Annotated in this window: 25 protein-coding genes; 12 read left to right on the top strand and 13 right to left on the bottom strand. The window is 45.3% G+C overall.

Annotated features, from left to right (window positions below; genetic code table 11):
* Positions 1–1153, top strand: a 1153-nt coding sequence (locus B3014_RS10300; RefSeq protein ID WP_289286960.1) for a PepSY-associated TM helix domain-containing protein, incomplete at its 5' end; no start/stop codon positions are given.
* Positions 1150–1485 (top strand): DUF3325 domain-containing protein, encoded by a 336-nt coding sequence (locus B3014_RS10295; RefSeq protein WP_289244162.1) that lies wholly within the window; start codon positions 1150–1152, stop codon positions 1483–1485. The genes B3014_RS10300 and B3014_RS10295, both read left to right, overlap by 4 nt.
* Before the next feature lie 38 nt (positions 1486–1523).
* Here the strand turns inward: B3014_RS10295 and argH are convergent, their stop codons facing one another.
* Positions 1524–2906, bottom strand: coding sequence for an argininosuccinate lyase (gene argH / locus B3014_RS10290; protein WP_289244161.1), 1383 nt, complete (start codon positions 2904–2906; stop codon positions 1524–1526).
* A 122-nt stretch (positions 2907–3028) separates the two neighbouring features.
* On the opposite strand from argH, the gene hemC reads away from it, so the two are divergent.
* Genes hemC through B3014_RS10265 form a run of 5 tightly spaced genes read left to right on the top strand, consistent with a single transcriptional unit; the run spans position 3029 to position 8684 of the window.
* Entirely contained in the window at positions 3029–3958 is a 930-nt protein-coding gene (hemC, locus tag B3014_RS10285; protein WP_289244160.1) for a hydroxymethylbilane synthase, read from the top strand.
* On the top strand, positions 3942–4700 hold the full coding sequence (locus tag B3014_RS10280) for a uroporphyrinogen-III synthase (RefSeq protein ID WP_289244159.1): 759 nt from the start codon (positions 3942–3944) through the stop codon (positions 4698–4700). The genes hemC and B3014_RS10280 overlap by 17 nt, the downstream gene beginning before the upstream one ends.
* Position 4701: 1 nt before the next feature.
* Positions 4702–5730, top strand: coding sequence for a uroporphyrinogen-III C-methyltransferase (locus B3014_RS10275; RefSeq protein ID WP_289244158.1), 1029 nt, complete (start codon positions 4702–4704; stop codon positions 5728–5730).
* Entirely contained in the window at positions 5727–6923 is a 1197-nt protein-coding gene (locus B3014_RS10270; RefSeq protein ID WP_286303427.1) for a heme biosynthesis HemY N-terminal domain-containing protein, read from the top strand. Before B3014_RS10275 ends, B3014_RS10270 begins: the two co-directional genes overlap by 4 nt.
* An 18-nt stretch (positions 6924–6941) precedes the next feature.
* The gene (locus B3014_RS10265) at positions 6942–8684 is read left to right on the top strand and encodes a monovalent cation:proton antiporter-2 (CPA2) family protein (RefSeq protein ID WP_289244157.1); all 1743 of its coding nucleotides are present in this window, start codon (positions 6942–6944) and stop codon (positions 8682–8684) included.
* A 25-nt stretch (positions 8685–8709) separates the two neighbouring features.
* Here the strand turns inward: B3014_RS10265 and B3014_RS10260 are convergent, their stop codons facing one another.
* The 11 genes from B3014_RS10260 to dnaA all read right to left on the bottom strand — a co-directional run bounded on the left by B3014_RS10260 (position 8710) and on the right by dnaA (position 19090).
* Positions 8710–9696, bottom strand: coding sequence for a GGDEF domain-containing protein (locus B3014_RS10260; protein WP_289244156.1), 987 nt, complete (start codon positions 9694–9696; stop codon positions 8710–8712).
* A 129-nt stretch (positions 9697–9825) separates the two neighbouring features.
* The gene (locus B3014_RS10255; protein ID WP_289244155.1) at positions 9826–10245 is read right to left on the bottom strand and encodes a DUF4174 domain-containing protein; all 420 of its coding nucleotides are present in this window, start codon (positions 10243–10245) and stop codon (positions 9826–9828) included.
* An 82-nt stretch (positions 10246–10327) separates the two neighbouring features.
* Positions 10328–11731 (bottom strand): DUF3482 domain-containing protein, encoded by a 1404-nt coding sequence (locus B3014_RS10250; protein WP_289244154.1) that lies wholly within the window; start codon positions 11729–11731, stop codon positions 10328–10330.
* Complete coding sequence (locus tag B3014_RS10245; protein ID WP_289244153.1) at positions 11724–13019, bottom strand: DUF2868 domain-containing protein; 1296 nt, start codon at positions 13017–13019, stop codon at positions 11724–11726. The genes B3014_RS10250 and B3014_RS10245 overlap by 8 nt, the downstream gene beginning before the upstream one ends.
* A gap of 150 nt (positions 13020–13169) precedes the next feature.
* On the bottom strand, positions 13170–13841 hold the full coding sequence (locus B3014_RS10240) for an adenosylcobinamide amidohydrolase (protein WP_289244152.1): 672 nt from the start codon (positions 13839–13841) through the stop codon (positions 13170–13172).
* A gap of 4 nt (positions 13842–13845) precedes the next feature.
* Positions 13846–14556: a VC0807 family protein gene (locus B3014_RS10235; protein ID WP_286303435.1), complete on the bottom strand. Its 711-nt coding sequence runs from the start codon at positions 14554–14556 to the stop codon at positions 13846–13848.
* A 101-nt stretch (positions 14557–14657) separates the two neighbouring features.
* Positions 14658–15143 carry a DUF6653 family protein gene (locus B3014_RS10230; protein ID WP_286303436.1) on the bottom strand — a complete coding sequence of 162 codons (486 nt, stop codon included), beginning with the start codon at positions 15141–15143 and terminating at the stop codon, positions 14658–14660.
* Positions 15144–15183: 40 nt separating this feature from the next.
* Positions 15184–15621, bottom strand: a complete 438-nt coding sequence (locus tag B3014_RS10225) for a hypothetical protein (RefSeq protein ID WP_289244151.1) — start codon at positions 15619–15621, stop codon at positions 15184–15186.
* 16 nt (positions 15622–15637) lie between these two features.
* The gene (locus B3014_RS10220) at positions 15638–16174 is read right to left on the bottom strand and encodes a hypothetical protein (protein ID WP_289244150.1); all 537 of its coding nucleotides are present in this window, start codon (positions 16172–16174) and stop codon (positions 15638–15640) included.
* 429 nt (positions 16175–16603) lie between these two features.
* The gene (gene dnaN, locus B3014_RS10215) at positions 16604–17707 is read right to left on the bottom strand and encodes a DNA polymerase III subunit beta (RefSeq protein WP_289244149.1); all 1104 of its coding nucleotides are present in this window, start codon (positions 17705–17707) and stop codon (positions 16604–16606) included.
* A gap of 15 nt (positions 17708–17722) precedes the next feature.
* The gene (dnaA, locus tag B3014_RS10210) at positions 17723–19090 is read right to left on the bottom strand and encodes a chromosomal replication initiator protein DnaA (protein ID WP_289244148.1); all 1368 of its coding nucleotides are present in this window, start codon (positions 19088–19090) and stop codon (positions 17723–17725) included.
* Between the two features lie 270 nt (positions 19091–19360).
* Between dnaA and rpmH the strand changes: the two genes are divergently transcribed.
* The 5 genes from rpmH to mnmE are packed head-to-tail and all read left to right on the top strand — an operon-like array spanning position 19361 to position 23091.
* Positions 19361–19495 carry a 50S ribosomal protein L34 gene (gene rpmH, locus B3014_RS10205; protein WP_286303442.1) on the top strand — a complete coding sequence of 45 codons (135 nt, stop codon included), beginning with the start codon at positions 19361–19363 and terminating at the stop codon, positions 19493–19495.
* A gap of 32 nt (positions 19496–19527) precedes the next feature.
* Positions 19528–19881: a ribonuclease P protein component gene (gene rnpA / locus B3014_RS10200; protein ID WP_286303443.1), complete on the top strand. Its 354-nt coding sequence runs from the start codon at positions 19528–19530 to the stop codon at positions 19879–19881.
* Positions 19866–20102: a membrane protein insertion efficiency factor YidD gene (gene yidD / locus B3014_RS10195; protein WP_286303444.1), complete on the top strand. Its 237-nt coding sequence runs from the start codon at positions 19866–19868 to the stop codon at positions 20100–20102. The genes rnpA and yidD overlap by 16 nt, the downstream gene beginning before the upstream one ends.
* The gene (yidC, locus tag B3014_RS10190) at positions 20095–21738 is read left to right on the top strand and encodes a membrane protein insertase YidC (protein ID WP_289244147.1); all 1644 of its coding nucleotides are present in this window, start codon (positions 20095–20097) and stop codon (positions 21736–21738) included. Before yidD ends, yidC begins: the two co-directional genes overlap by 8 nt.
* A gap of 9 nt (positions 21739–21747) precedes the next feature.
* Positions 21748–23091, top strand: coding sequence for a tRNA uridine-5-carboxymethylaminomethyl(34) synthesis GTPase MnmE (gene mnmE / locus B3014_RS10185; protein WP_289244146.1), 1344 nt, complete (start codon positions 21748–21750; stop codon positions 23089–23091).
* 5 nt (positions 23092–23096) lie between these two features.
* Here mnmE and B3014_RS10180 read toward each other — a convergent pair whose 3' ends face one another.
* Positions 23097–23999 (bottom strand): LysR family transcriptional regulator, encoded by a 903-nt coding sequence (locus B3014_RS10180; RefSeq protein WP_289244145.1) that lies wholly within the window; start codon positions 23997–23999, stop codon positions 23097–23099.
* Between the last annotated feature and the right edge of the window lie 2 nt (positions 24000–24001).

The following is a 24001-nucleotide window of genomic DNA, read 5'->3' as shown; positions in this document are numbered from 1 at the left end:
TTTTACCATGATCATGCTGGTGGCCTTAATTACCGGCATCATTATTCATAAACGTATTTTCAAAGATTTTTTCACCTTCAGACAAAAGAAAGGACAGCGTAGTTGGTTAGATGGACATAATGCCTCCGCTGTTTTAACGCTGCCTTTCCAATTGATGATTGCTTACACCGGTTTGGTGGTCTTTTTATCGATTTACATGCCTGCAGGTGTATTAGCTAATTACAGCAATCCACAGGTATTTTTTTCTGAACTGCTTGATGAGCCCATGCACAGAGCAGAAACAGGCGTGGATGCAGATGTGGTGGATTTATCCATTTTGTTCCAGCGAGCAGAAGTGATGATGGGTAAACCCGGACGATTTATGAACGTTGAGCATCCGGGAGACAGTAGCGCTGTGACCAAGGTGTTTGGTTGGTTTGATGAAAAAGACTATGAAGGGCAATTATTGAGGGATGAAATTGGCAGTGTTCAGTTTGATGCGACCAATGGTGATGTGATGCATCTGAACCCACCAGGTGAATACGATAAGGGCACGCCCATGGCATCACAACGTGTGATGCGTATCATGCACTTTGCCAACTTTGGTGGCTACAGCGTTCGCTGGTTATATTTCATTATGGGTATGGCGGGTGCGTTGATGATGGCAACAGGCGCCATCTTATTTCTGGTGAAACGACGTCAGAAATCACTTAATGAATTTGGCTCGCAAACTGCACGCGTTTATCGGGTAATCGAAGTACTGAATATCGCTGCTATCAGTGGTCTTGCGGTGGCTTGCATGGCTTATTTCTGGTTGAATCGTTTGATTCCGGTCGATATCGCTGATCGGGCATCCTGGGAAATAAAAGGCTTTTTCTATCTCTGGCTAGCCATGCTGTTTCATGCCGCTTGTCGACCTGGCATGAAAGCCTGGTTTGAACAATGGAGTGTCTTTACCTTACTGGCATTGTTGTTACCTGTCATGAACCTGCTGACAACCGGACATTGGCTACCATCGTACTGGCTGGCAGGAGACTGGAGCAGTGTCGGCTTTGAAGTGACCGTATTGGTGTTCGGTTTGATGAGTCTGGGGCTGGTGTTATTTTTGCGTCGAAAAATGCGATTGCAAGTTCGCCCGTCAGCGCTTAAAACTCAGTCGGAGGCACTATTATGAGTGCAGCCATGATGATGAGCATTGCCTTGTGTTACGCCGCTATGAGTAGTCTTAGTCTGGCGATGCCACGACATTTGATGGAAGTGACCAACCGTCGGTTAAGTGTTGCACAGACTCGACTATTACGTTGGACAGCAAGCCTGATTCTGGTCTTAGCATATTTACCTATGTGGCAGGTGTGGGGAGCAGGAACCGGCTTTGTGATTTGGGTATCGATATTGTCTGTGACCAGCATAGTATTGGTGTTACTGCTGTCTTATTGGCCAAAGTGGGCGGTCAGAATCGCTTTTCTGATGATGTTATCGGCCAGCGTTTTGTGGTTGATGCAGTAACGACCAGATGATCGTTACTGCATCGGTGTAACTTTTGTTTAACGTTGACTGCGTGCTTTTCTAATCGCCGCTTTAACCTGTTCTGGTGCTGTACCACCTAAGTGGTCACGAGCAGCGACAGAACCTTCCAAAGTCAGCACGTCAAACACGTCTTCATCAATATTGGCAGAAAACTGCTGCAGTTCAGCCAAGGTGAGTTCAGACAGATCTTTTTTATGTTTGATGCCATAAGCGACCGATAAACCGACTACTTCATGTGCATCACGGAATGGTGTGCCTTTACGTACCAGATAATCAGCCAAATCAGTGGCAGTAGCATAACCTCGTAATGCAGCCTGACGCATATTGTCGGCTTTCACGGTGATGACCGACATCATATCTGCATAAACGCGTAGTGAACCTAATAAGGTATCAATCGTATCGAACAAGGGTTCTTTGTCTTCCTGATTGTCTTTGTTGTAAGCCAGAGGCTGGTTTTTCATTAAGGTCAGCAAGTTGAACATATTGCCGTACACGCGGCTGGTTTTACCGCGGATTAACTCAGGCACATCCGGATTCTTCTTCTGCGGCATGATGGATGAGCCGGTACAGAACGCATCACCTAAATCAACAAAATCAAACTGCGCCGATGACCAGATAATTAACTCTTCTGAGAAACGGGATAAGTGCATCATCAGAATCGAGGCGAAGCTATTGAACTCAATGGCAAAGTCACGGTCACTGACCGCATCCAAAGAGTTTAAACAGATACGATCAAAGCCTAATAAGCTGGCGGTCATTTCACGATCAATCGGGAAAGTGGTGCCAGCCAGGGCGGCTGCGCCCAATGGCAGGCTGTTTGCTCGTTTAGCACAGTCTTCCAGGCGTTCAGCATCTCTGACTAACATTTCGTACCAGGCCATCATGTGATGACCAAACGTCACTGGTTGTGCTGTTTGTAAATGAGTAAAACCGGGCATGATAGTCTCGGCTTCACGTTCAGCAACGTTGAGTAAGGCTTCTTGCAAACGATTAAGCTGCTGACCGATAGGCTCAATCATATCGCGTAGATAAAGGCGCACATCAGTGGCTACCTGGTCATTACGTGACCGGCCAGTGTGAAGTTTTTTACCGACCTCACCGATCAGGGCGATAAGACGAGCTTCGATATTCATGTGCACATCTTCTTGAGCGATAGACCACTCAAAGTCGCCGTTCTCAATTTCTTGTTCGATTTGTTGTAAGCCCGCAATAATTTGATCGCGTTCGTCTACTGTCAGTACCTTGACTTCAGCCAGCATGGTGGCGTGCGCAATTGAGCCACGAATATCCTGACGGAACATACGCTGATCAAATTGCACGGAAGCGGTAAATTCTTCGACAAACTTGTCGGTAGGCTGCGTCAGTCTGGCAGATGAGAGTTTTTTATTGGCTGTAGTCATATCAATCAGATTAGGCTCGTTGAAAACAGGGCGTCATTATAACGCGGATAGTCGAGAGTCAATGCGTGAAATGCTAGAATCGACTTTATTTATTAACGACAACGCTGAAGTGACCTTATTCCATGACTAAAAGAATCGTTCGTATTGCCACTCGCAACAGTCCTCTTGCCATGTGGCAGGCTGAATTTGTTAAATCACGCTTATTAGAATTACATCAGAATATTGAAGTTGAACTGATCGGTATGAAAACCCAGGGCGATATCATACTGGATACTCCCTTGGCAAAAGTGGGCGGTAAGGGGCTTTTTGTTAAAGAGCTGGAACAAGGCATGTTAGATGGACGTGCGGATATTGCTGTGCATTCTATGAAAGATGTGCCAGTTGAGTTTCCGGAAGGTTTGCATCTGCCTGTTATCTGTCAGCGTGAAGATCCGCATGATGCGTTTGTTTCCAATCATTATCAAAGTATCGATGAAATGCCTCACGGAGCCCGTTTAGGCACATCCAGCCTGCGTCGTGAATGCCAGGTGCGTACTCACCGTCCGGATCTGGAAGTACTGCCTTTACGCGGTAATGTGAATACCCGTTTACGTAAACTCGATGATGGTGAGTTTGATGCCATCATTCTGGCGATGGCGGGATTAAAACGTCTCGGTTTTGATGACCGTATTCGCAGCGCATTAACACCAGAGCAAAGTTTACCTGCGATTGGACAAGGTGCGTTGGGTATTGAAACTCGCGTGGATGATGAAGAAATGAACGCGCTTATTGCTCCATTACATTGTGATCAAACCGCCATTGTGCTGCGTGCTGAACGAGCCTTGAACAAACGTCTGTCCGGTGGCTGTCAGGTACCCATCGCCGGTTATGCGATGTTAGATGATGATAACGTTTGGCTGCGAGGCTTGGTTGGTCAGCCAGATGGGACTAACACGGTCACAGCTGAAGTTCGCGGTAAATCAACAGATGCTGAAAAATTAGGAATTCAAGTCGCTGAAATGTTGCTGGCGAAGGGTGCCGATAAAATTCTGGCAGATGTCTACGGTGAGTAAACTGCCATTGGCGGGGCAGCAGATTCTTGTGACCCGCCCTCAACATCAGTGCCAAGCACTGGCTGAGCTGGTTGAGGCCGCTGGCGGTAAGCCACTGATTCTGCCAGTGATTGATATTGAAGCGGTTGCAAAAAAGCATTGGCAGACGATCAATATCGACCACTTTGACTGGTTGATATTTGTTAGTCGTAACGCGGTAGAGAGCTTTATTGCTGGCTGGGGACACGAACTGCCCAAGTTATGCCAATTTGCTGCGGTGGGTGAGGGGACCGCACAGGCTATGCGTGAGCATGATATACCGGTCGATTGTCAGCCTGAAATATCAAATGGAAGTGAAGGTTTGCTGCAGATGCCTTTGATGCAGGCATCACAAGTCAGAGGTAAACAGATTCTGATTGTACGAGGTAATGGCGGCAGGGAGCATATGGCTGATACCTTAACAGCCAGAGGTGCTAATATTACTTATATTGAAGTTTATCAACGTGTTTTAGCTCAACCAACGGCAGCACAACTCAAACAGGCCATGATGGCAGACAAAGTGATCTGTACCAGTGTGGCAGGTGTTGATAATCTTTGTAGTATCTTCATGAATACATGGCCAGATTTGTTAGATAAACCATTGACGGTCGTCAGTGATAGGATAAAACAGCATGCCTCCTCACGAGGCTTCAAAACCATTTATGTATCAGCCGATGCCAGCGATAATGCAGTTGTTGATACTCTGATAAATATGGACGATTAACATGGCAGATAAAGACGCAAAGCAAACGATTGATAACAACGTGCAAGATGCGGAGTTACTGGAAAAAAATAAGCAGGATGCACAAGTCTATCGCTGGATTTGGGTTGCACTGGTCGTGGTGCTACTTCTCTCCGCCGCTAGCATCGCCTGGTTCTATCAACAGCTGCAGCAACAAAAAGCAGATATTCAATCTTCCCTAAACGAATTATCCAGCCAAAACGGAAACTGGCAATCAAGAGTCGAACAACACCGACAACAATTGGGACGACTCGATACGGATCAAAAGCAGTTAGCAGAAAAATTACAGCAACTGAATGATAAGCAGCAGTTATCGAATGCTGAGCTGCAAAAACGATGGGCTTTGCAGGAAGTGAAGTATCTGCTCAATGTCGCCAACCAACGCGCTGTATTAGCACACGATGCGAAAGGCGCCATTCAAGCTTTGATTATGGCGGATAAACAGTTAGAAGCCCTCTCTGATTATCGACTTCATCCTCTGCGGGCTGAGATAGCAGAAGAATTATTAACATTACAATCACTCACGACCTCTGATATTTCGGGCATGGCCATTCAACTGCAAACCCTAGCAGCTCATGTCAATCAATTACGTGTTAAAAAAGGCCCTGAGGTCGATTTTTCTGCTTCTTCAGAGACGGCTGATATAGCCGTGACAGACACACCTGCGTGGAAAGAAGCGCTCTCGGATATTTGGCAGCAATTGCGATCTCTGGTGGTGATTCGTCATGAACAATCAGGTGAAGCGGCTGTTTTGGCGCCAGAGCAGCGTTACTTCCTATACCAGAACCTACGACTACAGTTGGAAAGCGCAAGGCTGGCATTACTGAATGCGGATACGGATAGTTTTCAGCACAGTTTGAAAACAGCTATCACTTGGTTGGAACATTATTTTACGGGTGACGAACGTGATGCCATGTTGGAAACACTGAATTCACTGGCTGAACAAAACATTGATGTATCTATTCCTGATATCTCAGGCTCACTGAACTGGCTAGAGGAGTATCAGCAATGAAAATGCTGATTATCATCGCTTTAGCTTTAGCATTGGGTGTGGCGGCTATTTGGGCGGCTGATTTTGAACCGGGTTTTGTGTTACTCCAGTACGGACAATGGAGTCTCGAAACATCACTGGTCGTGTTTACCGCCATTTATGTCATTTTAGTTGTTGCAGGCTATTTAGCCTTACGAAGTCTGATTCTATTAAGACAGACGCCCAAAAGAATCAGTGCCTGGAAAACTACGCAAAGACAAAAACGTGCTAACCGTGCGCTGACACGAGGATTGATTACGCTCGAAGAAGGACGCTGGACCGAAGCTGAACGGACTTTGGTTCGCCATGCGACCCATAGCGAAACGCCTTTGCTTCACTATCTGGCTGCTGCCCGGGCAGCGCAAAAACAACAGGCACCAGAGCGCCGTGACAATTACCTCCGTTTAGCTCATGAAACCACTGAAGGCGCTGATATTGCCGTCGGTGTCGTACAGGCAGAACTGCAGTTGTCAGCAGGGCAAAAAGAGCAGGCCTTGGCGACACTTCAGCATCTGCGTGAAGTGGCTCCCAAACATCCTTATGTATTGCAGTTATTGCAGTCCTTATATCAGGACATGGAGCAATGGCAGGAAGTCCAGTCGGTTTTGCCCGATTTACGTAAACGCCATGTCCTTGAAAGAAAGGAAGTAGCGAGTTTGGATCAAGAAGCGGCAGTGGGGCAATTAGAGACGGCTTTAGTGAAACAAGACTGGCAAAGAATGTCAGAGGTTTGGGAAAAATCATCCAGTAAATCACGTCAGACAGAAGCCATGCTCGTGCCTTATGTCAATGGTTTGATTGAGCAACAGCAGGAAGAACAGGCGATTGCTCAGATTGAGCAGTACATGCGGCATAACTGGAGTGAAAAGCTGGTATACATCTATGGTGTACTTACTCAGGGGGATGTGCTGGCTCGCCTGGCGACAGCAGAAAAATGGCTGAAAGCCTATCCGGATAATGCCTGCCTGTTATTGACGGTTGGGCGTCTGGCAGCAGCCAATGAGTTATGGACTAAGGCAGAAGAATATTTACAACAGAGTATTCGTCTCGGCGCCAAGGGTGAGACATATCAGGTATTAGCTGAAGTTCAGCTGGCACAAGATAAAAAAGAGGCCGCTGCCGATACCTACAAACAAGGACTGCTGTTAATGCTAAGTCCTCGTACCACGGTTTAATTAGTAAAGGGATAATTTGTGCAAGAAGCAGGCGGCCATTATCTGGTAGAAATTCTGGCTTTATTATTGGCCACGGTAATTATTATTCCGATGTTTCATGCCATTCGTTTGGGCGCGATTTTGGGGTATTTAACGGCCGGTATGATTCTTGGTCCATGGGGGCTGGGTGTTATTACTGAGGTTGAAGATATTCGCCATCTCGCCGAGTTTGGTGTCATTTTCTTACTGTTTGTTTTAGGGATAGAACTCAAGCCAGATAAACTCTGGCAAATGCGTAAAATGGTGCTGGGGCTGGGGCTTGCTCAGGTTTTGATTACAGCAGGTACTATTTATGGCATTGCTATCTGGTTAGGTCTGGATAATCACAGTGCCATCATCATTGGTTTTGGTTTAGCCCTATCATCCACCGCATTTTGTTTAAAACTCTTGTCGGAACGTGGCGGTATTTCCACTGTTATGGGCCGAATGTCATTCTCAGTACTGTTGTTGCAAGATATCGCCGTGGTGCCTTTATTGGCTCTGGTGTCCTATCTTGCCGTAGGCAATGGTGCAGAAGTGGTCGGGCCAGATATCAATCCACTGATTGGTATTCTGGTCATTATTGCTCTGTTGTTTGCTGGACGTTACCTGCTTAATCCAGTGTTAGCGAGAATAGTCGCCAGTCAGGATCCGGAAGTTTTCATTGCTGTCGCCGTGCTTTTGGTGCTTGGCGTTGCCTGGATTATGCAAAGCGTGGGGTTCTCCATGGCGCTGGGGGCTTTCCTTGCTGGGGTGATGCTGGCTGAGTCTCAGTACAGACACCAGATAGAAGCTGATATTCTGCCTTTCCGCGGTATCTTGTTAGGTTTGTTCTTTATGACCGTGGGCATGGGGATTGATTTCAGTCTATTGTGGGATCGACTGGGTGATATTCTGTTACTGACTTGGGGGCTGATGACCATTAAAACCGTTGTGGTTTACATCCTGGCCCGGATTGCAGGAGCACGTCACGATATTTCTTTACAAACCGGTGCTTTATTATCTCAAAGTGGTGAGTTTGGTTTTGTTTTGTTTAGCTTTGCGGCTTCATTAGGCTTATTGGAAACTACGGTCAGCGATATTCTGACGCTAGTCATTGCTTTAACGATGGTGTTAACACCATTTGTTGTTCGCTCAACAAACTTCCTATTACTGAAGTTTTACACACCAGATGCAGAGAAAAGCGAAGAAGACTATACCACTGAGTTCATCGAACATGATCAAGAGCATGTGATTCTGGCCGGTTTTGGCCGGGTTGGTGCGCGTGTAGGTACCTTATTGGGCGCTGCCGGCGTACCGTATATCGCGTTAGATATGCGTCAGCATCGGGTAAAGGATGCCAGAGCACAGGGATTTCCGGTTTTCTTTGGTGATGCCAGTAAAGTAAAAGTCTTACAGGCCGCTGGTGCCGATCGAGCCAAAATGATTGTTGTGGCCCTGGACAACCCTGCTCAGGTCGATAGATTAGTGGCTCAAGTGCGTCAGTATTATCCAGAGATGCCAATACATGCACGTGCTCGAGACAGAAAACACTGTGCAGAACTCATTACTCATGGGGCAACCACAACAGTTTCAGAGACATTAGAAACCAGCCTGAGACTCACAGAGGAAGTGCTGCTTGGAAGTGGAGTCGAAGATACAGTGGCCACGCGGGTTATTAATGAGTTTAGAGATGATTACTACTCGAATGTGGTGAAAAAAGTTACGGATAATAAAGTGGTGCTCGGTGAGCTAAAACACTAATGTCGTAATAGACATTGGATGGTCGTTAGACATCGAAGTTGTCGTTAACAATGACCCTGTTTCTACCGGCGTCTTTTGCGCTATACAGCATACGATCAGCCGTTTGAAGTAAACTCGATTGAGTTTGGCCGGGTTGATATTCCGTCAGTCCAATACTACAGGTCAATGAAATATCATGTCCTTCTTGCTGACAAAATGAATGTTGCTCAACGTCCAGCCTGATACGTTCAGCGAGGGTTTTTGCCTCATTCATGTCCGTCTCTGGAAGAATTAACAGGAACTCTTCACCCCCGTAACGTCCAAGGTGGTCACTGTGTCTGGACACGTTGGATATAATTTGAACAGCCTCCGTTAACACAACATCACCCTGTTGATGCCCATATTGATCATTGACATATTTGAAGTGATCTAAATCAACCATTAATAGACTTAATGGACGTTTGTAGCGGGTCGCGCGATCAATTTCATCTGTTAAGCAAGACATCAAACCTCCTCGATTTAACACCCCTGTTAATGCATCTGTGCGCGCTAGCTCTTCTAGTTCTTTGGTTCGCGCTTCAACCCGTTGTTCTAGTAATTGATTGGCTTCAAGTAACTCTTTTTTAGCCAGTAATAATTGCTCATTTTTAACTTTAAAGTCTTTAATACTGGGAAAAGCAATGACTTTGGGAAGTAAATATACAATCATCACTGTGGTGGTAATAGAGACGATACCAGTGATGAGTTTTGCCATACCACTGATGTAGTAATACCCATGCCAGATATTAACCAGGTTAATGAGGTGAGTGACGCCGCAGAGAAAAATAAAAGCGGCAAACATGACAAAAATCCAGTTGAAAGCAAAATCATTTCTTTTTTTGACAAGCTGGATAAGGGCGATAGGAATGAGAAAGTAGGCCATCACCGTTAGTGCATCACCCACCACATGAAGAAAAAGTAAGTCACTCTGCCATTTGTAACAATGACCGTGGGGCATAAAACTGCCATCAAATAGCTCATTGATGATATTCATACGCCCCCCAACAACGATGAAGAAGATAAACCTACACTCGTCTTCTATATAGATTATGAATCATTAATAGCATAGTGCTACCAGTGCTTACAATTATTCATATTGATAGAGTGGAAGGAATGGATATGGCTAACGGGATTGTAGCTCTTGCTGACGCATGGGCATTCTGTCTATTTCACCGAAGAGTTCATCAAGTATTAACTGGGTCTCTGTGGCTTTAATACCACCATCTTTACCGATTAATAAAACCGCACTGCTATGACTTTGTAATGTTTGACGGATCTCATCAGTCGCACTATCACTGAGCTTGCCGTTAAAATTACTTATCACGTCCGTGTCGTTAACAATAAACCACACAATATCACGATCACCGATGTCAGCATCGAGTCGGTCAAGTTCATCCTGATAGTGTTGGATTGGCTGATCAGCCTCTATCAGAATAAGCCGGTTTTTCCATTTTAAGTCTGAGAGTGATTCAAGGTTTTGCATCGGTTCTGCCCAGGATAGTGGACTCAATAGCATCAATAAAACCAGTAATTGACGAGTCATGTCTCAAGCTCCATTGTTGATAAACATAGTTGGATGAGCTTACGAAAGACGCTGTTAAGAACAAGTCAATATTGACCGGATTTTATGCTTCAGACGACAAGCAGAGTGCTAATACCCAGTCGCGAAGTTTGATTAACTCAGCCTCGCTGAGGCCTTTGTGTGCTTTTTGTAATAAGCGAGTGAGCTGAACTTGATCGACTTTGGGTAGATGATTTATTCGTTCAGTAAGGTTGGTTTCAGGTAGTTCTGCAATTGAACGATCGGCATGTGTGCGTCGTAAGATCATTTCCAGAAAATCAACAGCACGTCCCAGCACGACAAAAATAAACGTCAGTTCTTTCATTGGACCCGCTTTTAATGTTTCACCCGCTATGGGAATGCCATTAATTTTGAGGTTTTCTGGTGCGGCGGTAGCGAAGAGTGATGCGGCGCCAGATACCAAGCCGCCGAAGAAGGCACCGGTCATCAGTGAGGTGCCACCCATGCCGACATCCACCACCGCACCGGCAGCTGCACCGGCAGAAGCCGATAAGCCCACGATCTTTTGTCTGTCTAAGCCATAAATATACCAATGACTGGTATCAAACAGGTCGGGATAATCAGCGTTGAGTTCCTGTACCTGCATCTTCATTTCAGGGTGAGCAAACAGGGATTGCAGTTGGCGTTGCATACTGGCTTCAATATGACGCAGCGAGCTTTGATAGTCGTGTTTGAGCTTGTCCTTGAGACGTGACTTAACAAAGTCTGCAGGCACTTTGATTTCACTGATATGGCCAAGCATGCGTTGAATATGCTCTGCAACAACAAAAGCACCTTGTTGCTCTAGTGATTCGAAATACTGTTTCAGCAATTCAATGGTGTCTTCAATAGAAGGACGCCAGGGCTCATATAATTCAGCAAAGGCAGACAGGATGGTGAATTGTTTTTGGTGATCCGCTGTCATGGGGTTGAACACGCGAACAACACTAAAATATTGGCTTAACGCATCTTGCCACTCTTGCACATAAGCTTCACCACCTATCGGGTTAATCAGAGCCATACGAGGCTGCCCGGTCCATTGCAAAATGGTCATTTCTGCTTCAAATTCGGGACTGTAGGGAATAGAGCCATCCACAACATAGATAATGCCAGCACCACTCAGAATAGGCTGTAATAGCTCAACTTCATCATGAAATTTATGACTGCCTATAACTGCCTGCTCATCTACAAAGGCTTGAATCGTGTTTCTACGCTCGGCAGCATTGGGGGCATGTTGCTGACACCAGGACAGGACTTGCCGTGGTCGTTGAAAACCCGGAGTATCAACCAGCGTGTACTGGGTCACCCCTTCTATATTCAAATCAAAGGTTTGCGACGACGTCGTGGTACCTGAAATTTCAGAGATCTTCACGGCATCCTGGCGTGTCAAAGTGGCGACAATGCTTGACTTGCCTTTATTGGGATGTCCGACGACGGCAAAGACGGGATGTGACGTTGATTCAGCCATTGTCATGCCCCTCTTTTAAACTGACAGCGTGTCGTTGGGCAAAAAAGTGCCATGATTTCTGCTGCTGTTGGTAACGTGAGTCATCCGTATTGATAGGGTATAACACTAAGCTGACAGAAGAATTATGTTGCTGTAACAACTCAATACTATCGGCCAGTTCACCTGTTGGTGTCTGCATCGGATCAATCATGATCCAGACAGGCTTATCAAAATGACTGGCATCAGACATCAGCCACTTTTCATCTTTTAACCAGTCATCTGTGCCCAGATTTTTTGCTATGGGAAAAGACAAATCAGCCTGCTGCCAGCTAAGCAAGACAGTATTGGATGAGGGTAATTGCACTGACGTATTTTCGCTAGTCAGGTTCTCAGACTGAATAGGATTGCGACTCATCTGATGTTGTTGAGCAACAATAAATTGTTCTACATCACTACTATGTTGGATGTTGTGACGTAATTGCTGGATAAATTGATGACGGAGTAACAGTGCTAAGAGCAGACGAGGCAAAACTCCGTAAACCACAATAGACATCACCAAGGTCACCCACCAGTTATTATTGGCCGTGACAGCTATATTAGCTGTCTGAACACTAAACCGTGTCTGCTGGATTAATTCAGCCGTTGGTGCCTCAAATAACCACTGCCAGGGACAACTGATAATATTCATCATTTGAGTCATGGTGGCATTATCAGTGATGAAAGTGGATGACCAGCCAAATTGATAATCCTGAAATGTCGCCAATAGAAAAAAAGACAGTAGCGCTGAGGCAGAAAACAAAATAGCCGCTGATTGTACTTGCCAAAAAAGCCAGGGTAATAACAGATTTTTATACGGAATAAAGGGTTGCAACTGCAGTTTATTGATGAGCCAATGCATCACGGGGTGATGATGTAAATGTTGTTTAGACGGTGATAAAAAAGACAAATAAAAGCTGCTCAAGCTGAGCAGCAGTGGTAAAAATGCAAACAGAGCGAGCGGAACCCAGATATTTATGAATGTGTGTTCTCGTACATTTAATACGCCTACCATGGCTGTAAAGCCAATAATCATCGCGATAACGCTGAAAAGTCGTAAAATTCCTGTAGCGGGAGTTGTCAGAGAGGCCTGTTGCTGCCAGGCATGGAGATAATCAGTAGCTGATTGCGCCGTTGTATTTTTAGAGGATGTTAATTGGATATTCTGTTGCGAGACAAATAAACGAAAATCCAGCCAGCGGAATAAGGCCCGTGTGGCACCGTCTTTAAAGAAAAAATGCTCGATAGCGTGAGTTGCATGTTTAGAGGCCATAAGAGCTAGTATACAAAATACCCTTAACTCAAGCTGAAATGAATTGCTAACGATAATGCAAATACTGCTTCCAAGCTTATCTAGACTGTAATACGTTAATAGCGACAGGTTTCAAGCAAGTATTATTCGGCTATCGACAGCCTATAAGCCCTATTTGTAGTCGTTGGTCATACTGCGAAAACAGTGGCCTAAACTGGTTGAACAGGCCTGAAGTACAGCGCGGCCGATAAGCTCACCCAGCGTAGTGTGTTTGCCACAATAATGGTGCTGAGGTTCTGCATCAGGGCAAAATACAGCATGACTATCGGTGCCAGTACCACTGGCAGGGAGACCGGAAACCGGGCTGATAATATCCGTATCGCGAATGGCCGTGACTTTACTTTCAGTCAGTAATATCAAGGCTTCTGCCAGTGCTGAATCGGACAGTGCTTGATTAATGTGTAAGCAGATATTGATGGTACCTGGTTCAGTCTTATCATCGGCTTTATCACCCACTCGCCTGACGTTACTGAGACCACTCGTTACCCAGCATTCAACCGTTAAGTCACCGCGTTTCTCAATATGCTGCCCTAATGACTTCATGGAAGCCGCTGTCATCATGCCGACAGTGGGAGAGGGTAGAGCGAGTTCTTCTGCTTTATTTAATAGCGTTTGCTCTGGCGCCAGACAGGGGAGTGGAGAGTGTTTCTCCACACGCATATTAAGTAAAGCACTGGCCTTTTGCAGTCCTCCGTTTAACACCGCAGAACTGAGAACTTTGCAGGGTGTCGTGGGTAATAGAATCAGGTAGTCTGGATGCAGAACCTGTCGGACTGAGGACATACGGTTATTTATTGGCGATTTTGGGTGATATCACCTCTTCCAGTTTCAAGCCAGTAAGATCATGAATCGTCCGCCATAAATAATAAAAAATACCAATCATCATCAGCATAGAGGGAATCGCGATCACTGGATAACTGTATAAAGTCAGTAAACCGAGTTGTTCATTAAACTCTTCACTGCCTGTTGGGCTGGTGACCAGCCATTTCACCAGCAGGAAATTCATGATGGCTGAAAATAAAAAGGTACCAGCTAATAAATAGGTGGCATTGAGTAAGCGTTTTTCAAACAAGGCTGTGCTGTTGTGCTCTTCAAGACGATCTTTAATCTTGTCTACGTCCATCATCTCACGGTTGTACAACAGCGCTCTGATAAGTGGGTAACGGGTGAATGTTGAGCCAAGCACGGCAAGACCGATAATCGCAGGAATGGCTGCTTCTTTGATCGCTAACCATTTCGTATCGAGCTCAAATAAACCGATGCCACCAGTGAGTAACACACTCACTAAACCGAGTAAGGCAATAAAGTTAAATTTACGGTATTTAATCAGCTCGAAAATACCCCAGCCAAGTGGAAAAGACAGCGCCGCGACCAATGCACCACTGGCACCTAAGTCTTCTGGACCGCTCATCTTCATTAAAATAATGGATGGCAATACGATACTGACCATCAGGTCTACGAACGGACGTGGCTTATGGGTGGGGGTACTATTCATCATTGTGTTTTTGTTTGGCTCTGTATAAATGAGTCAGTGATTATATAGGATGTAGATGATTGATGGGATTACCTTTTTGTTTTGTTAGCAAAGTCAGCATGAGGTTATGACTGATCGTCCTGACTATCCAAATATAACCAGACCATACGATCGACAAACCAGGCTTTGAACACCATCATCCAGATATTGCTGGCCAGCAGTAGCCAAATATTTAAACTGTAAAAGCCATAAATCAGAAAGGGTAAGCCGATGACAGACAGCGTCTGTAGCACAACACAAAATCGCTGGTGATGAACAGGAATGGGGACATGTTGACGATTTAGATACAACCTTTCTCCAAAGGTCGCCATGGAGGCCCAGTTATCGGTAGAGGATGGTGGAGGGAAGAGTCGTGGGTTGAGCCAAATCCAGACAAGAGCCAAAACAACAGGTATGAACGAATAAATCCCTATCCACTCGCGTGAATAAAAAGCCAGAGAGAGTAAGGGCAAAGTTGTAAAGCGTGAATACACACTCCAGGGATTGGCATGGCGCTGCCAACTCTCCTCATCCATCGACATCAGCTTTTCAGTCCATTTGATGATATCCATTTCAATGCCTTATTTTTATAGCCAGTACTAGAGCTTAATCTCAGTTTAAATTTTCAGCTTGTTCGCTGCAAAGACCGGGTAATACTGCCATAGCCATATCAATCTGGTATGTATCTTTGTGGTGTTCTTTTAGAAAAAATTGTTGAACACGATAGGCTTCACGTTCTATTTCTATGCGTGTTTTACAATCAAGCTCTTCGCTGCTTATTTTGCCGTTTTTATGCTGCAGAAAATGCACCATTTCATGCACTATGAAACTACGGGCTCCGTCATCAGTTTTGATGTCCATACGATTATCAAAAAAAATCGTTTCCGTGTTTTTGTCGTAATAGGCCACTGCGGTACAGTAACTGGATTTACACAATGTAGTGGCGAGTGTTTGATGACTGACTGCTTTTATATCAGGCAGATAGTTCGGGTCTTTGTAGCCTGTTAAGGTAAGTGCCCAGACAAATAAACTTTGAATTAAAAAATCCACATCACATCCTCCCTGACTAGATAAGCTCAAACAATTGTTTCATTGCCTGGTCATGATTCATGTCTTGTTGTCGAAGATTGCTATAGTTTGCAGTGAGTTCGCCAAATACGTACTTACCATTCACACCAGGTAAATAGTGAGAAAAATCAATAAGCAATCTATCTTGGTCGGCATCAATGCCTTTGTCTTGTAACTGTCGTGTGACTTGTACTAATCGATTGCTGACAACGCGTTTATCCTCATGAACATGTACCAGGACCTCATCAAGTAATTTTTGGTAATACATCACATCACGTTCAGGATCATGATTGGGTTTTTGCCGATATAAAGATCGTAACCAGACTTCAGGTGGCGTGGGATCGGCAACTGACAGCATTTCTTTGGGTTTCTCCTCTGGCATACCAGCCTGTAAATGATCTGGCACAGGTGTTACCGCTGTGAACTCAGCTTCATCTTGACCAAAATCGATTTGCGAGAACTCATCGTCACCACAACTCGACAATGTCAGGACGGAGACGCAAGCCATGATGTAATTCATGCATTGTTTTTTCATAGTAGACCCTCCCTTGTTCAGGTTTGGCCGTTATCTGTGAAATTTTTGTAGATAAAAAATGCTGCTGTTAATGCCAACGCTGAAATACACTTTAATCACGTCACATTGTGCGGCTAGCTCTTTATTGAGAGGACTATTTCATGACGTAATTAATGTCATACTCATGGGAGTTGTTGGGGGTAGAACGGCTTTGTTGCGCTTTATTGCCTCAACCAGGCTTGGAGTGTAGGAATGTCTGCAGTTGGATAGCTAGGAGCTCACAAAGCATCAAACGGAGCCATCTTTAGCCTCACGCCGTTGGCCATCCGTTTGATGTGTTAGGACTTTATTGAGCACAGCCTATATTCATACTGTTGATAGCGTTGTTGTTAATACGTACATCCAAAAGAATCACTTTAATGCCTAATTAAAGACATGCTTGAACATTTACTACAAGCGCATTGGCATAACGACGTATTGACGCTCAAATTTTTCATCAGCAGGTGTAACTAGGGCACTGCTGGTCTCGTCAGTGAAAAGCAGCTTCACTTGGTTATCCGGAATCGCGTTCAATAAGTCCAGCAAATAGGCATTGTTAAAGGCGATTTCTAATGGGGCACCTTTGTAATCGACGCTTATTTCTTCTTCTGCGGATTCTTGTTCCTGGTTAGTGACTGTGGCTTTTAATTGATCTGTCTCTAAATTGATACGCACGCTGCGATGTTTGTCATTAGACAAAATAGCTGCGCGAGATAAGGCTTGTTTCAATTCATCACGATCAGCCAGGACTTCTTTATCGCCACCTAAAGGCAAAACGCGTTCGTAGTTCGGGAACTGGCCGTCAATGAGTTTAGATGTGAAGTGAATATCCGGTAATTCCACTTTGATTTGTTGATTACTGAAGGCTACTTTAACCGTATCATCACTGTCATTAAGCAGGCGGCCAAGTTCAATAATCGCTTTACGTGGCACAATCACGCTATTTTTCTCACTGACGGGTGTGGATGTTGTCAGGCTGCCCAGCGCCAGACGGTGACCATCGGTCGCAACAGCACGTAATGTGGTGTCATCACGCTCCAGCAGTAATCCATTCAAGTAATAACGAACATCCTGACTGGCCATGGCAAAGCTGGTTTCGTCGAGTAAGGATTTCAGTGCCGATTGTGGCAGTGAAATTTCATCCATGTAATTGGCGCCTTCACTATCCGGGAAGTCATCACTGGACAATGTGGCTAATGAAAAGCGGCTTTTTCCTGCTTTCACTAGTGCTTTACCTTCGCTGGCATTAACACTGATGGTGGCGTTACCCGGTAGGGCTCTGACAATGTCCAGCAACTTACGAGCTGAGACAGTGGTTTTACCTTCTTCTTCAACTGAGACCGGTAGGGTAGCGATCATTTCCAGCTCCATATCGGTACTGGTCATGGATAGTTGGTCACCTTGAACACGTAATAAAACGTTAGACAGGATCGGAAGCGTAGCGCGTCGTTCAACAATACTGCACACCAGTTGCAGCGGTCGCACTAAAGTATCTTGGCTGACAGTAAATTGCATGATGATTCTCTCGGGTTAACTCGACAGTGTTCGTAAAAGGTTACGGTAGTCTTCAGCCACGCGGGGATCCGACTCTTTCAGTTCAGCAACTTTCCGGCACGCATGCAGGACAGTCGTATGGTCACGTCCACCAAATGATTCACCTATTTCTGGCAGGCTGTGACTGGTTAATTCTTTGGCTAAAGCCATGGCAATTTGCCTTGGGCGAGCGATAGAACGTGTGCGTTTTTTCGCCAGCAATTCAGATACGCGGACTTTGAAATACTCCGCCACTGTTTTCTGGATACTTTCTAGTGTGACCAGCTTTTGGTGCAGGGCCAACAGATCTTTCAATGCTTCCTGTGCCATATCAATTGACATGGGCTGATTGGTGAAGCGAGAAAAAGCCAGAACGCGCTGCAATGCACCTTCCAGATCACGCACATTCGATTTTATACGTTTAGCAATGAAAAAGGCCACGTCTTCCGGCAGTGTAATCAGGTTTTGTTGCGCTTTCTTGATCAGAATCGCCACACGTGTTTCGAGTTCTGGCGGCTCGATAGCAACAGTTAAGCCCCAACCAAGACGTGATTGTAGACGTTCATCGAGGTTGTCGACTTCTTTCGGGAAACGGTCGCAGGTCAATATGATTTGGCGCTGGCCTTCTAACAAACTATTAAAGGTATAGAAGAACTCTTCCTGAGAGCGCTCTTTTTTTGCAAAGAACTGAATATCATCAATCAATAATGCATCGGCACTGCGATAGTGATTTTTAAACTGATCGATAGCGTTGTTGCGTAGGGCGGTAATCATGTCTTGAACAAAGCGTTCTGATGATAGGTAAATCACCCGTGCTTTTGGATTGTTTTGTTTGATCTTATTACCCACGGCCAGCATGAGGTGAGTTTTACCCAGACCAGTGCCACCATATAAAAAGAGAGGGTTATAACCACTTGTCCCTGGCGCTTCTGCCACATGAAGCGAGGCGGCGCGAGCAATCTGATTGGACTTACCTTCGACATAACTATCAAAAGTAAATAGTGGATTGATTGGACTCCCAAGGGCGGGTTCGGATTTAACAATTTCCGGCTTTTCTTCTTTATCGATGTTTGTTGTTGCGGCAGCAGGTACAAGGCGTTTTGGGCGTTGTGGTGCCTGATCGATGGTGCCTACCTCAATGGATACCTGTTCTATAAGGCCTTGAGTTAATTGATGAACCAGCTGATTTATCTGTGTCTCAAGTTGCTCTTGTACCCAGGCTTTAACATACGGATTAGGCGCAAGTAGGCGTAAATTCTCTTCGGTTTCGATCGCTTGCAGCGGCCTAAGCCAAGTATTCAGCTGCTGTGCCGACAAATCACCTTCGAGATGGGACAGACATTTTTCCCAAAGGGGTGATGACACATTAACTCCTTGATTTATACCGGTTTAAACAAAAAAGAGGTGCGCTGGTTAGCTACGTAAGAGAAATAGTATAGCTGGTAACGCAGGACGTCTAAAGTTATCCTTAAGCCAGCTTTTTGGCAAGTAAAATAACCACAGAAATAATAAAGTCACTCTGGTTTGACTTGTTATGCCTTAAAACTTTATAATCCCGTGTCTTTTGCCTCGGCGGTTTTTGCTGCTGTTAGCACCGCAGGCAGCAAAACAATCAATATTTCTGGAGTTGGTGAAATGAAAAGAACTTTTCAGCCTAGCAATCTGAAGCGCAAACGTACTCACGGTTTCCGCGCACGTATGAAAACAGTTGGTGGTCGTCGCGTTATTAACGCACGTCGTGCAAAAGGTCGCGCAAGACTGTCAGCATAATCTTCTCTGACATCCTTCAGGGAGGGCATGACTTGGCAACATTTGGCCGAGCCATGAAAATGAATCGCCCGGGAGATTTTTCTCGGGTGTTCCGTCAAGGAAAACGCACTGGTGGTGGGGGCCTGACGGTTTTAACGGTTGAGAACTCAGTGGGGCATCCCCGACTGGGATTAGCGATAGCTAAAAAACACGTGAAATTAGCCAATCAACGCAACCGCTTAAAGCGGATTATTCGCGAATCTTTTCGACAGAATCAATCCGTCTTATCAAATATCGATATTGTTGTGCTGTCACGCCCCGGTGTGACAGAACGAGATAGCACTCAAATATGGGCAGCATTGGAGCGACATTGGTTAACAGTGGTGGCGCAATGGCAAAAATCCTAATCATCCTCGTCCGAGGTTATAGACTTTTACTGAGCCCTTTCACTGGCATGCATTGCCGTTTTCATCCAACCTGCTCACAATACATGATAGATGCAATCGAACGTCATGGTGCCATCAAAGGAACCTGGCTTGGTTTGCGTCGACTATCCCGCTGTCACCCTTGGCATGAGGGTGGACTTGATCCTGTACCTGAACTAAAAACAAAGAAACATAATGGATAATCTCAGAACCCTATTTATTTTTGGTCTGCTCATCGTGTCGTTATTGTTATGGCAGGCGTGGCAAACTGATTACGTCAGCCCACAACAAACCGTGGAAAATACAACATCGAATCAAGCAGCTGACCCAGCCGCTGTTACCAATGATGCTGAGTTACCGGATATGCCATCCGTCTCTGCAGAAGCGTTACCCGATGTGCCTGACGCTGCACAAGCAGTTGCTTCTAAACAAATGGTGAATGTGAAAACAGATGTCATGGATATCGACATCAGCACACAAGGCGGTGATATTCAAAACTTAGCTTTACTTAAATACGCTGTCAGTTCTGAACAGCCGGATACCCCGGTTCAATTTCTGAGTGATAAAAGTGATGCGTATTTCGTGGCTCAATCAGGTCTACGTTCTAATGACGATGCGCCGACACATTACGCAATCTATCGATCTGGGCAACAGAGCTATCAGTTGAAAGAGGGTCAGGACGAGCTCAGCGTACCATTGTACTGGCAAGCGGAGAATGGTTTAACAGTCATTAAAACCTATACATTTAAACGCGATAGTTATGTGGTAAACGTTGACTACAAAGTGGTCAATAACACATCAGAGGCTTTCTCAGCCTATCCTTATGCCCAATTTAACCGCAATAACGTCACTAACGGTTCTCACTTTATCTATACCTACACAGGCCCTGTATTTTCAAACACAGGTAATGAGTACGAAAAAGTAAAATTTGATGATTTAGATGACAAGCCTTTTAACCAGAAAGCGACAGATGGCTGGGCGGCAATGATTGAGCATTATTTTGTGGCGGCGATTGTGCCTGAACAAAATACGGAAGAGAAAGGTTATTACGCTCGTTCAATCAATGGTACCAACTACACTGCTGGTGTCAGAATGCCTGCAATATCTGTGGCGCCTGGTAGTGAAGCGCAGGCCGATTATGAAATGTATCTCGGGCCTAAAAAAGCGGATCGTCTTGAAGCGGTAGCCAAGAACCTACAGTTAACGGTTGATTACGGCATCTTTACCATTATTTCTGAACCATTATTTTGGGTCATGGAGTGGTTACATAAACTGACGGGTAATTGGGGCTGGTCAATTGTACTGCTGACAGTATTAATTAAGTTAGTGTTCTTCAAGTTGTCAGCAGCCAGTTATCGTTCCATGGCCGCTATGCGTAAGTTGACGCCTAAGTTGGCAACACTGAAAGAACGTTACGGCGATGATAAACAGAAATTTAATCAGGCGATGATGGATCTATATCGTACTGAGAAAATTAACCCATTGGGTGGTTGTTTGCCGATTCTAGTGCAAATGCCAGTGTTCTTGTCTTTCTACTGGGTGCTGGTTGAAAGTATTGAGTTACGCCAAGCCGACTTTATCTTGTGGATTAATGACTTAACAGCGATGGATCCCTATTTCATCTTGCCAGTGTTGTTTGGTATTTCTATGTGGATTCAACAAAGCCTGAACCCTGCGCCTCAAGACCCTGCACAAGCGATGATGATGAAGTTCTTCCCGCTGGTGTTCACGGTCTTCTTTGCGTTCTTCCCATCTGGTCTGGTGTTGTACTGGGTTGTGAATAACGTGTTGTCGATTGCACAACAGTGGTATATCACTCGTAAGATGGACGCACTCTAAGCGACGCTGATGGATACGATTGTTGCAGTAGCCACCGCGCCTGGGCGTGGTGGCGTCGGTGTCGTTAGAATCTCAGGCAAGCAAAGTGCTGAGATCGTGAGTGCAATTTGCGGCAAATTACCAACTCCTCGTTATGCCACCTTTACACACTTTCGCAGTGCCGAAAATGAAGTGATTGATGAAGGGATTGCCCTTTATTTTCCTAGTCCGGCTTCATTTACAGGTGAGGATGTAGTCGAACTGCAAGGACATGGCAGCCCACTTGTGATGGATAAACTCTGTCAGCGAGCCGTTGAGCTGGGTGCCAGAATGGCCAGACCGGGTGAATTTTCAGAGCGGGCTTTTCTGAATAATAAAATGGACTTGGCCCAGGCTGAAGCAGTCGCGGATTTAATTGAGAGCTCAACAGAGCAGGCTGCCAAAAGTGCAATGCGTTCACTGCAAGGTGATTTTTCTAATCGCGTTAATGATTTTCTGCAAGAACTGACACACCTCAGAATGTACGTCGAAGCATCGATTGATTTCAGCGATGAGGAAATTGATTTTCTAGCTGAAGCGCAAGTCGACAGGCAACTTCAGGATTTATTACAAACACTGGATGGCATCACTGGCTCTGCCAAACAAGGCCGATTATTGCGTGAAGGTATCAGCGTCGTGCTGGCGGGTCAGCCTAACGCGGGTAAATCCAGCTTGCATAATCAATTAGCGGGCCATGATGCTGCCATTGTCACAGATGTGGCAGGCACCACACGTGATGTACTACGTGAGCAAATTCATCTTGGTGGTTTGCCATTACGTATATCTGATACGGCCGGTTTACATGATGCAACAAATGATATCGTTGAGCTTGAGGGCATTCGTCGTACCCAAAATGAACTGGCTCAGGCCGATCATATTCTATTACTGATCGATGATAGCCAAGGGCTCACTGAACAGGATAGAAAAATCCTGGCTGAGTTACCGGCGAATAAACCTCTCACCATTATCCGGAATAAGATTGATAAAAGTGGTCACCTGACGCAATTGACAGAAGAAGAGGGCTATCCCACGTTGTATCTCTCGGCAAAGTCGGGGGATGGACTTGAGTTATTACAACAACATCTTTATCAAGCCGTCGGGTTTCACCCAGAAGAAGAAGGTGTCTTTATTGCCAGACGCCGCCATCTTGATGCACTGGCACGCGCCAGACAGTCTATCGTCAATGGTTATGACTGCCTCTCAGGAATGGGCGCAGGTGAGTTATTGGCTGAAGAGTTACGTCTTGCACAAAATGCACTGGGTGAAATTACTGGTACCTTCACCACAGAAGACTTGCTGGATCATATTTTCTCCAGTTTTTGTATAGGCAAATAAGACTGTCAGAATTTGTCTTTATGCATCTGTAGCGGCTGCAAACTATTCAGTAAGAAGTCGATAAATAGTCGTATTCTGGCTGGTTGATGCTGGTTTTTCAGAGTAATGATATTAATCGGTGCGCTAATGACAGCCTGTTCTGGCAATACTTGCACTAATTTGCCTGTGCTTAAGTCCTCAGCTACATCCCAATAGGATTTCAGCACGATCCCCATGCCATTTAATGCCATAGCATGTGCCGCCTCACCGTCATTACAACTTATGGCTTGCTGAATGTGTAAGGTTTGGGTGGGAAAGGCCCAGTTAATTTCAGTATGACGACTGATAATAATGCAGTGATGTTGGTAGAGTTCGTCCAAGGTCTGAGGCGTACCATTTTGAGCAAGATAGTCTGGTGACGCGCATAAAATACGATCATTATTCAACAGTCGACGTGCGACAAGTCTGGAATCTGGCAGTTCACCATAACGGATAGCTACATCTATACCTTCTGAAATCATCTCCTCAATGCTGTCACTTAACAGCAATTGGATGATGATATTAGGATGCAGTTGTCTGAACTCAGCAATCAGTTTGACCAAATGACGTCGACCAAAACTGTTGGGAGAGGTAATGGTTAATGTGCCAGATATCTGTTCCGACTTTTGCAGAATGGCTTCTTCGGCCTGTTCTAATTCTGACACAATCCGTTGTGCATAATCATAAAGGGTTTGCCCTTCATCACTGACTGATAACCGTCGCGTACTGCGATGAATCAGTTGTACACCCAGATACTGCTCAAGCTTACTCAGTCGCTTACTGGCGGCAGCGAGCGAGATGCCTAAGGCTTGGGCGGCGGCTGTCAGGCTACCGAGTGTGACCACTTTCTCAAATACTCTTAATCCAAGCAGATCATCAATACGTTTCATTG

This window comes from Methylophaga sp. UBA678 (assembly GCF_002299105.1).
GTDB lineage: Bacteria > Pseudomonadota > Gammaproteobacteria > Nitrosococcales > Methylophagaceae > Methylophaga > Methylophaga marina.
The sequence above is the reverse complement of the archived record's forward strand: the minus strand, read 5'-3'. Positions and strand labels throughout refer to the sequence as shown.